Below are 8,143 nucleotides of genomic sequence, written 5' to 3' on the forward strand. Positions count from 1 at the left end.
CGTCAACAACCGCCTGGGCGGCATCGAGGGCATCTGCCTCGGAGACAAGCGGAATTCCCAGATCCTTTGCCTCGGCGAATTGGGTCCGGAAGAACTCCCTGATCTCGCGCCATTTCACCGCGACGCCAGACCCCTCCATGAACTGCTTCATAGCGGAAAGCTCTTGCTTTGCTTTCGCAATGTCGTCTTTGCTTCTGACGAATTCCCCGCAAAGCCATTTCCAATCATTTCGCATTGAGCGCAAAGCCCTGTCACAAATCGAAAGTTGCTCTGCGTAGATATTTGAGAAAGGATATTCTGCGGCTCTGCCCCGTGCTTCTCGGTAGATCGGAAGCTCTTGTTCCAAATAGTCTGCGAGCTCTTGCGCGATGCCCTTCGCGTCGTTGGCGGTTGGGTTGATTCCCGTAATCATCCTGAAGCCCTGCGTGATTTCGGAAAGGGTCTCTGGGCTTACCGCCTCGACTTTGGTGACGACGAGCTTGTCCATGTCGACGCCGCTCTTAAGTGCGTTGGCGAGGTTCACGCCCTCCAGGAGAGAGCCCGCCTTCCTTATTTCGATTCTGTTGAGGGAATAAAGAATCGCGACGGCGTTTCTCACGGTGACATCGGGCCAGCCGAAATCGTTTTTAGTGAAATGGGCAATAAGGCTCGTCGCTCCATCGCCGCCGACCGTGACCGTGGCGCTTTCCCCAGCGTACCTGATCCAGCCGAAAACCGTCTCGACATACTCGGGTACAGTTACTTCGATCATACTTTGCGCCGCAAGGCAGCTCTGGTAGACGTCTCGCTCCGAATAGTTCGCTTTCAGCTGCTGCAGCCCCGTGTAGCTTCGTCTCACCAATATCCCCGCTACAGAGGCTACGGCGTCTTTTCCGCTTCCGCCGACCTCGTCGGTCACTTCGACTCCGTTGACGAAGTACCTCGCGTTGGAAAGCTGTTCTTTTAAATCCTCGCGCAGCTTCAGGGAAAGCGCCGCGTTAGCCTGGCGCTTGTCGGCGATAATGGCATTTCTGACCTCTCCCGATCCGCTTGCGAGATTCACGTACTTTCTCGTCTTGACAAATGTGCTGACGTCGCCGAGCAGCGGGTTAGGGTCTTTGAGCACTACGGAGAGTGTTTTCGGCCCCGAGCGCGGAATATCATACAGGCCGTCACTCGGCAGCTCCGTAACGATATCGAGCGTCAGGTCGTACCGCGACTTCCCGACGGCTTCCCCGTCTACCTTGAGGTTATAGGGGAATTGATGGCTGAACTTGCCATTCTCGTACCCTGCCTTAAGGGCGCCAACAACATCCTTGAAGATTTCGCCGATTTGGTCGCGAACGTCCCCTTGCTGTATCTCGGTATTTCTTATCTCCTTCTCGATGTCTTTTTCCTCATCGGTCAAGTACTCGTAAGCGTTAGTGTCAGCGGAGCGTTTTATGTAAAGCTGACGCTCGAGTTCGGCGAGCGCATCTTTGATTTGCTGCTCGAGCGTGGCGGTATTTTCTTTGAACGAGCCATAGAGCAGAACCCTCAGATTTCCAGAGGTTGCCTTGAAATCCTTGCAGTATTTCACCAAGAGCAGCGCTTTTAGGACGCGTATCGCTATGGGGTTGTCGGAAAGATTTGTCTCGGCAATGCTGATTGCGCCGTAAACCTCGCTTTTAAGTGAATTGCGTAGCCCTTCGAACATAGAGTCGAACGTGGCCAGATCCTGGCTTTCGGTCGAGCCTCCACCATGCGAAAGCTCCGTGGCGACCTGCTGGAAGACGCCGAGCATGGAACGCGCGCCGGTAGAGTGATGGCGGCCGGTAAATGCATTGTATTCAGAGAGGCCTCGCATGGCGGTAATGAACAAGTCGAACTGATACGGAACGAAAGGATAGGTTCCCACAAAATCTTCCTCGTCGCGATAGGTTTTGTATCGCTTCGACCCATCGGCAAAATCGAACAGCACGCGGAAATCCGCTTCGTTTCTGTCGTACATGCTCGCGAGATCCGGGAGGGCTGATGCCGTCTTTGCCAGAAGCCTCTGCTTGATGACCGCCTTGGCATCCTTCGAAGTGAGCTGCATCTTGACTTTGAAGCGAGCCTGGATCTTCGAGAAGTCGTTTGCGGATCGTTCCGTCATCTGACCGACGATATCCTCCATGTTCTCCTGGCTGGTAACCACAACCCATGAATTTCCGTGGCATGCAGTATTGAGCTGCTCGGCAACCGACTGGAGGTTGACCATCAGGTTTTCGTTCTGGGCGATGAACTGCCCCACCTCGTCGACAAAGAAGTTCAATCTGAACCCCGGTCGCGCCTGACGCTTCTCCTCGATGTACTCGGCAACGCGCTCGGCGAACGATTCGATGCTCGGCTTGTACGTCTGCTGGTAGTATCGGATCACGTTCTCGGTGGAACCCGGCTCGTTTCCGCAAGCGATGTCGAACGCGCGGCTGATCTTGGAGGCGTGGATCAGTGCAGACCTGCGCACGTCTTCCCATTTCTTTCCCGTGGCGGCTTCGACCTCCGATACGAAAACCCCCAGCTTCCCCTCGCGGTCCAAGTCGTATTCAAGCCTTGCGATATGTTGCTGGTCGCCGTCGAAGTAGCCGCAGTGGCGGTTGAACACCTTGATGAACGCGGCGAGGAGCGCGCCGGCCTCCGTTCTTCCCTGGTTGGGCGCAACCGTGTCGATGTTGAACAGGATCGACTCGCTCGGATGCTTCTTCCGCGCCACCTCCATAGCCCCGGCGAGCGCCGGATCGTCCTCCAATTTGGGAAGGATATAGTCGTACGCTCGTTTGCCGGCGACCTCCTGGTCTTCAAGCAGTACCGCGAGGATCTTGAGCATATGGGACTTGCCGCTTCCGAAGAAGCCGGATATCCATGCGCCGTTTCCCGTGGCGTCAGGATCGTTGTATTCGTCGAAAAATCTTGCCAAGTGCCCTGCAAGTTCCGGGGTGATCACGTATTCGTCAAGCTCGTTTGCAAGATGCTCCACGCTCGACGCTTTAACCACCGCGTCAATCGGGCGGTCTATGGGTTTGTCGTACATATCCTTGAACAGCATGGATGCAGCCTCCTACAAGTCGAAGACGTTAGTGGCGCGGTAATAGCCGCCGCTAGCAGCAGATGGAATATTGAGAATGTCGAGAGACGTCGAACCGTCGGCACCCTGACGGTATTCCCCTGGGAACACGAGCACGATGGGTTTGTCGGTTTCGAGTTCGCCCAGAAGCGAATGCGTCCTGATGAAAGGAAACGTCTCGCCTACGCCTGTGATAAAGACAATGTCGCAGTCCGCCGCGCGGATGGCATCCTCGACAGCGGGCTTGATGACCTCGGACACGTTCAACGTATCCTGCAGCATCATGATCAGCTCTTCCCTCGTGGATTCCTCCTCGACGCCGCAAAGCGGTACCCAAAGCTCTTGTTCATCCAGATAGGAAAGGACAAGGTCGTAGAGGTTCACCACTGCAGCCCGAACCCCGCGATTCGGGAGATCATCAGTGCAGATCGCCTCGATCAGATCCTTCGCATACGCCTGTTGGCTTGGCGGATACGGTAGCAAATACGAAGAGTGCCTCATAGTGTAGCCGTTTCGCCCAAGCAATGTGTCGTCCGCTAAATGATCGACGATAAACGTACGCGCTTCCATCGAAGCAATATGTTCAAAGTGCGCCGTCATAGCAGAGCACCTACCTTCGGAAACAGCTCAAGGTCTTCTGACGATGTCTGGCCCACAAGTTCGACGAACCGCACACTTGGGTACAGCGGCGTGATCAAGAACGCACTGTCGATAAGGCGGCAATCTCTCAGCATGCCGAAAATGCGTATCTCAATTTTCTTCTTCGAGCTTTCAGTGAGCCGCGCGTATTCAGGATGGTCGAACTCGATTTCCTCCGCAAATGCCAAATAGGAGGTCTTGGGTAAATCGGGAACCATATTTGCATACCTTGAAGCGAGGACATCGCGGCCAAACGAGTAAAGAATCGGATACGTCCGGCAAAGAGCCACCCAGAGCATCGCCGACTGATCGTCGTCTATCGATTCATCAAAAAACTCCAACTCTTCAATGGCGAGTGTCTGGAGCCTCTTGATTATCTCGCCGCCGATGCGTTTGCGGTTGCCATCCGAATTCAAGTTGATCAGGTTATCCTCGACAACCAGACGTCTGACTTCACGCCAATCCCGACACTCGAGATAGGCATGCAGCACCTCCAGGGTTTCCGCCCGATAGGTACCAGCACCCGTCAGCGATAAGCAGTATTTCTCGCTTTTGCGCACTCCGATTAGCCTCTCTTGATTAGTTCTTCGATCATGCACTCGCGGATGAGGGCGGACAGGTTCGTCCCCCTCAGCGCAGCGGCCTTCTTCGCCGAATCCCGCAGGTTTTTCGGGATGCGTATGGTCACGGCGGTCGTCTCACCTTCGACCAGGTACTCCCTGATCTCGGTAGGCGTCGCGCCGTCTCTCAGCATGTCGGCGTAGTCCATCTCGCGCTCCTCCAATTGCGCTTGCTAAATGCAATACACCGTATTCTAACATTCGATGCGGCCGAACTCCTTTGCTGCGAGTTAATCGTGAGTCTCGCGCCCCGGATCTTCCACCGGCGGAGCCGAACCGCCCTCTCGACCCTCCTTCCGACATGTCGCCAGCCGCTCGGAAAGGCTGCGCGCCATCAAGCTTTCCCCGTTTCGCCAGACGCCCCCTTGCCAGCCGATGCCCCTTCGCCATCTGCCTTGCACGCGCATTGCCGCACGGAACCCGTCGCAGCCGCAAGGGTCCGCGATGTTTCCCGAAAACTTTTCCCTGATGGGGAAAGTTCGACTCAGGCAAAACTTTCCGGCAAACACCGGAGGAAGAGAAATCTACGCAAGGCCTCCTTCGCTTTCCTCCCTTGCGCCAGCGGCGGAACCCGCGCGTCTTCCGCGTCACAAGGCGGAAGGCCAAAGGGGCGAACCGCCTAGACATTAGGAGGTCATTATGTACGAACTCAAGGAGAAGGCCACCAAGGCGGCGGCAAGGTTCCTCATCCAACGCGGCTATGAGGTCGTGGAGACCGGTTGGAAGTCAGAGGGCGGCAGCGCCATCGACGTGGTGGCGAGAGAGGACGACGCGATCGTGTTCGTCGACGTCTACGCGAGGAGCGGCACCGACAGGGGCATGCCCGAGGACGGCGGCGTGGCGTCCCGCGAGAGGCGCGAGATCGCGGCGGCGGCCTGGCTGGCCGAGCACGACGGAGAGGAGGGGCTCGTTGACCTGCCCATCCGCTTCGACAGCATCGCGATGATGGTCATCGGCGAGAGCCGCGCGCTACTGAGGCACCACATCAACTGCCTCGGCTGCGAGATCACCGCCGGCGAGACCGACTAGCACCTCCCGGTCCAGCCGGATTCGACATAAGCCGCCTCGGGCACCGGCTCGGGGCGGCGCACCAACCGATTCACTTCTCCACAGAAAGGGAACGCATCATGGGAAGCCGAGCAGTCGTCACCACGCCGAAGCGAGAGATCGGGCTGTACCTGCACTGGAACGGCGGACGCGATACGGTCGAGCCGCTGCTGCGCTACTGCGAGCTGAAGGGCTACCGGGCTCCGAGCGCCGACAGCTACGGATGGGCGCGCCTCGCCCAGGTCGCCGGAAACTTCTTCGGAGGCACGTGCTCGGTGGGCATCGACGCTTACACCACCGACTCGCGGATGAACCCCGGCGACAACGGCATCTACGTCATCGAAAGCTGGAGTATTGTCGAGAGGATTCCGCCCTACGAGGGCTTCGTCGAGCAGGACGAGTACGACTTCGACGAGATGCTGCGCGTCTTCGACGCCTCCATGCCCGAGGGCGAGCGCCTGGGAGACTTCCTGGGTGCCGAAGTCGTGGCGACATCCAGCCTCGCATTGGGCGATGAGGTCTGGGTTCGCGAGATCGACGACAGCTACAAGCCCTACCCGGTGGTCGGATTTATGGACGATGGGACCCCGCTCGTGTCGAGGTACGACCACGACGGCGACTGGTCCTGGAACCCCAACAACCGCGTGACTTCGGATACCGTGCGCATAGCCAGCCATAGATAGTTCGCCTTTCCACCCCTAAACCGTTCGTTAATGAACGGTTTAGGGGTATACTGGGTATACGGACACGGGATGCCGCCGCATCTTCCACATATCGCGGCGGCATTCCCCGATGCAAAGGAGGCATTCGACATGCGCACCATCGCGGTATCGAACTACAAGGGCGGGGTCGGCAAGACCACCACTGCGGTCAACCTCGCCACCATCTACGCCAGGCGGGGCCTGAGGACGCTCCTGATAGACCTGGACCCGCAGGCGTCCGCCACGGACTTCTTCGGGCTCTACGACCGGGCATCCAGCGAGCGGCGCGGCGCGGTCGAGCTGCTCTACGAGGGAGCTCCCGTCGGCGACGTGGCTTTCGAGACTGAGACCGACGGACTCTCCGTCGTGCCCTCGACCATTGAGCTCGTCGACCAGAACGAGCTGCTGCTGCGCGAGCAGCGCCTGCGTTTCGCGCTCGACGACTGCGCGGACGACTACGACATGTGCATCGTCGACTGCAGCCCCACCATGAAGCGCCTCGCGTTCAACGCCTACCTGGCCGCAGCGGGAGACGGGATGGTCGTCGTGCCGGTGAAGCTCGACTCCACCGTCATGCGCGGCACCGCGCTCACCATCAGCGCCATCAACTCCATCTCCGACGCGCTGCGCATGCCCACGCCCGAATGGCGGATCCTGCGCACGTGCGTGCCCGGCCTCATGACCAACGCGGAGGCCACGGGAGCCGGCGTGCTGGACGCCTACTTCCCCGACAACCAGTTCGCCACCGTCATACACGCGAGCTCGAAGGTGTGCGAGGGGAGCTGGCAGTGGCAGCCGGTAGCGACGTTCAAGCCCGACAGCCGTCCGGCGAAGGACTACGAAGCATTGGCGGAAGAGGTGCTCCATGGCTAAATCGACCGCATCGGGCTTCACCATCTCGGGACTGCTCGACAAGAGCACCGCGACCCGCAACGACTACCCCGTCGAGAAGATTCCCGTGAACGAGATAGAGGATCACCCCGCGAACACCGCCTACTCTATGGATGAGGCAGGCATCGCGCAGCTCGCAAGGAGCATCAAGGAGGAGGGCCTGACCGACCTGCCCCTCGTCCGCAAGCTCGAAGACGGCAGATGGCAGATGGTGAGCGGACACCGCCGCAAGGCCGCCTACGCCATGCTCAGCCACGAAGACGAACGATACGCGCTCATTCCTTGCCGCATTATCCGTGACATATCCGACGAGCAATCGGTCATCCTGCTGCACGCAGCAAACTACTTCGTGCGCAGCCTCACCGTGACGGAACGCGCCGCCGCGAGCCGCGCGCTGGGCGTCGAGGTCGAGCGCATGAGGGCGGAGAACCCCGCGCTTTCCGGCGTGCGCACCGAGGACATCAAGGCGGCGATTATCTCGGAGCAGACGGGGCGCAAGGTATCCGGAAAGACCATCCAGCGCCAGGAGTCGCTCGCGCGGAAGATCGAGGAAAGACTCACGCCGCAATGGCGCGAGGCCGCGCTTGCGGACGCGCTCTCGGCGGATGCCGTTGGCATCCTTGCCGACCTGGAACCGGCCGAGCAGGAAGAGCTCCATGCAGCCTGGGAAGCGCAGGGTTTGGGCAAGAAGGAGACGACCGAGTTCCTCAAGAAGTCGACCGCCGAGCCCGAGGCCGAGGAAGCCGAAAAGGTCGTCGAGCCGAAGCCCGCTGCTGCGCTCGCAAGCGCCCTTCGCGCGCTCAGGCGCTACGAGTCGAAGTCGGAAACCCCGCCGAGCGAGCTGGACAGACAAGCGCTTCATGAGATCGCGGAGACAGCCTCGAGGCTCATCCAAGGCAGATAGACATCGTACAGGTGCCCGACAGGGGCACCTGAACCGTTTCCAGCAAGTAGCCTATCTCGTGTATACGAGATAGATGGCGGCAGAGACGCCTTCCGGCGACCCTCCGCCCCGCCCCGTCTCCAATGACGCAAGGGGAGGGGCCATGCCGCCGGGCGCATCGCGACGCGGGGACGCGCCGACTCGCGCCATGCGGGGGATACCCCGCGCCCCTTAGAAAGGACGTCGCCCAAGCTTCCACCATATCAAGGCGGCGAATGATGCGAAGGATCAAGAAGATGAC

At 59.2% G+C, this 8,143-nt stretch carries 8 protein-coding genes; 4 read left to right on the plus strand and 4 right to left on the minus strand.

Features of this window, described 5'->3' with window-relative positions; all coding sequences use genetic code 11:
* The 4 genes from brxC to Q0J60_RS09565 form a co-directional block, all read right to left on the minus strand.
* Positions 1-3,043, minus strand: a 3,043-nt coding sequence (brxC, locus tag Q0J60_RS09550) for a BREX system P-loop protein BrxC (protein ID WP_294440959.1), incomplete at its 3' end; no start/stop codon positions are given.
* 12 nt (positions 3,044-3,055) lie between these two features.
* Positions 3,056-3,562, minus strand: coding sequence for a DUF1788 domain-containing protein (locus Q0J60_RS09555; RefSeq protein WP_294440960.1), 507 nt, complete (start codon positions 3,560-3,562; stop codon positions 3,056-3,058).
* A 95-nt stretch (positions 3,563-3,657) separates the two neighbouring features.
* Entirely contained in the window at positions 3,658-4,260 is a 603-nt protein-coding gene (locus tag Q0J60_RS09560; RefSeq protein ID WP_294440962.1) for a BrxA family protein, read from the minus strand.
* Between the two features lie 5 nt (positions 4,261-4,265).
* On the minus strand, positions 4,266-4,469 hold the full coding sequence (locus tag Q0J60_RS09565; protein WP_294440964.1) for a YlcI/YnfO family protein: 204 nt from the start codon (positions 4,467-4,469) through the stop codon (positions 4,266-4,268).
* Between the two features lie 490 nt (positions 4,470-4,959).
* On the opposite strand from Q0J60_RS09565, the gene Q0J60_RS09570 reads away from it, so the two are divergent.
* From Q0J60_RS09570 to Q0J60_RS09585, 4 genes are all read left to right on the plus strand, one after another.
* The gene (locus tag Q0J60_RS09570; protein ID WP_294440967.1) at positions 4,960-5,349 is read left to right on the plus strand and encodes a YraN family protein; all 390 of its coding nucleotides are present in this window, start codon (positions 4,960-4,962) and stop codon (positions 5,347-5,349) included.
* Positions 5,350-5,447: 98 nt separating this feature from the next.
* Entirely contained in the window at positions 5,448-6,050 is a 603-nt protein-coding gene (locus Q0J60_RS09575) for a hypothetical protein (RefSeq protein ID WP_294440969.1), read from the plus strand.
* A 129-nt stretch (positions 6,051-6,179) separates the two neighbouring features.
* Complete coding sequence (locus Q0J60_RS09580) at positions 6,180-6,941, plus strand: ParA family protein (protein ID WP_367178836.1); 762 nt, start codon at positions 6,180-6,182, stop codon at positions 6,939-6,941.
* Complete coding sequence (locus tag Q0J60_RS09585; RefSeq protein WP_294440972.1) at positions 6,934-7,863, plus strand: ParB N-terminal domain-containing protein; 930 nt, start codon at positions 6,934-6,936, stop codon at positions 7,861-7,863. The genes Q0J60_RS09580 and Q0J60_RS09585 overlap by 8 nt, the downstream gene beginning before the upstream one ends.
* Positions 7,864-8,143 lie beyond the last annotated feature (280 nt).

Origin of the sequence: uncultured Slackia sp. (assembly GCF_944321625.1) — a bacterium.
Lineage (GTDB): Bacteria > Actinomycetota > Coriobacteriia > Coriobacteriales > Eggerthellaceae > Slackia.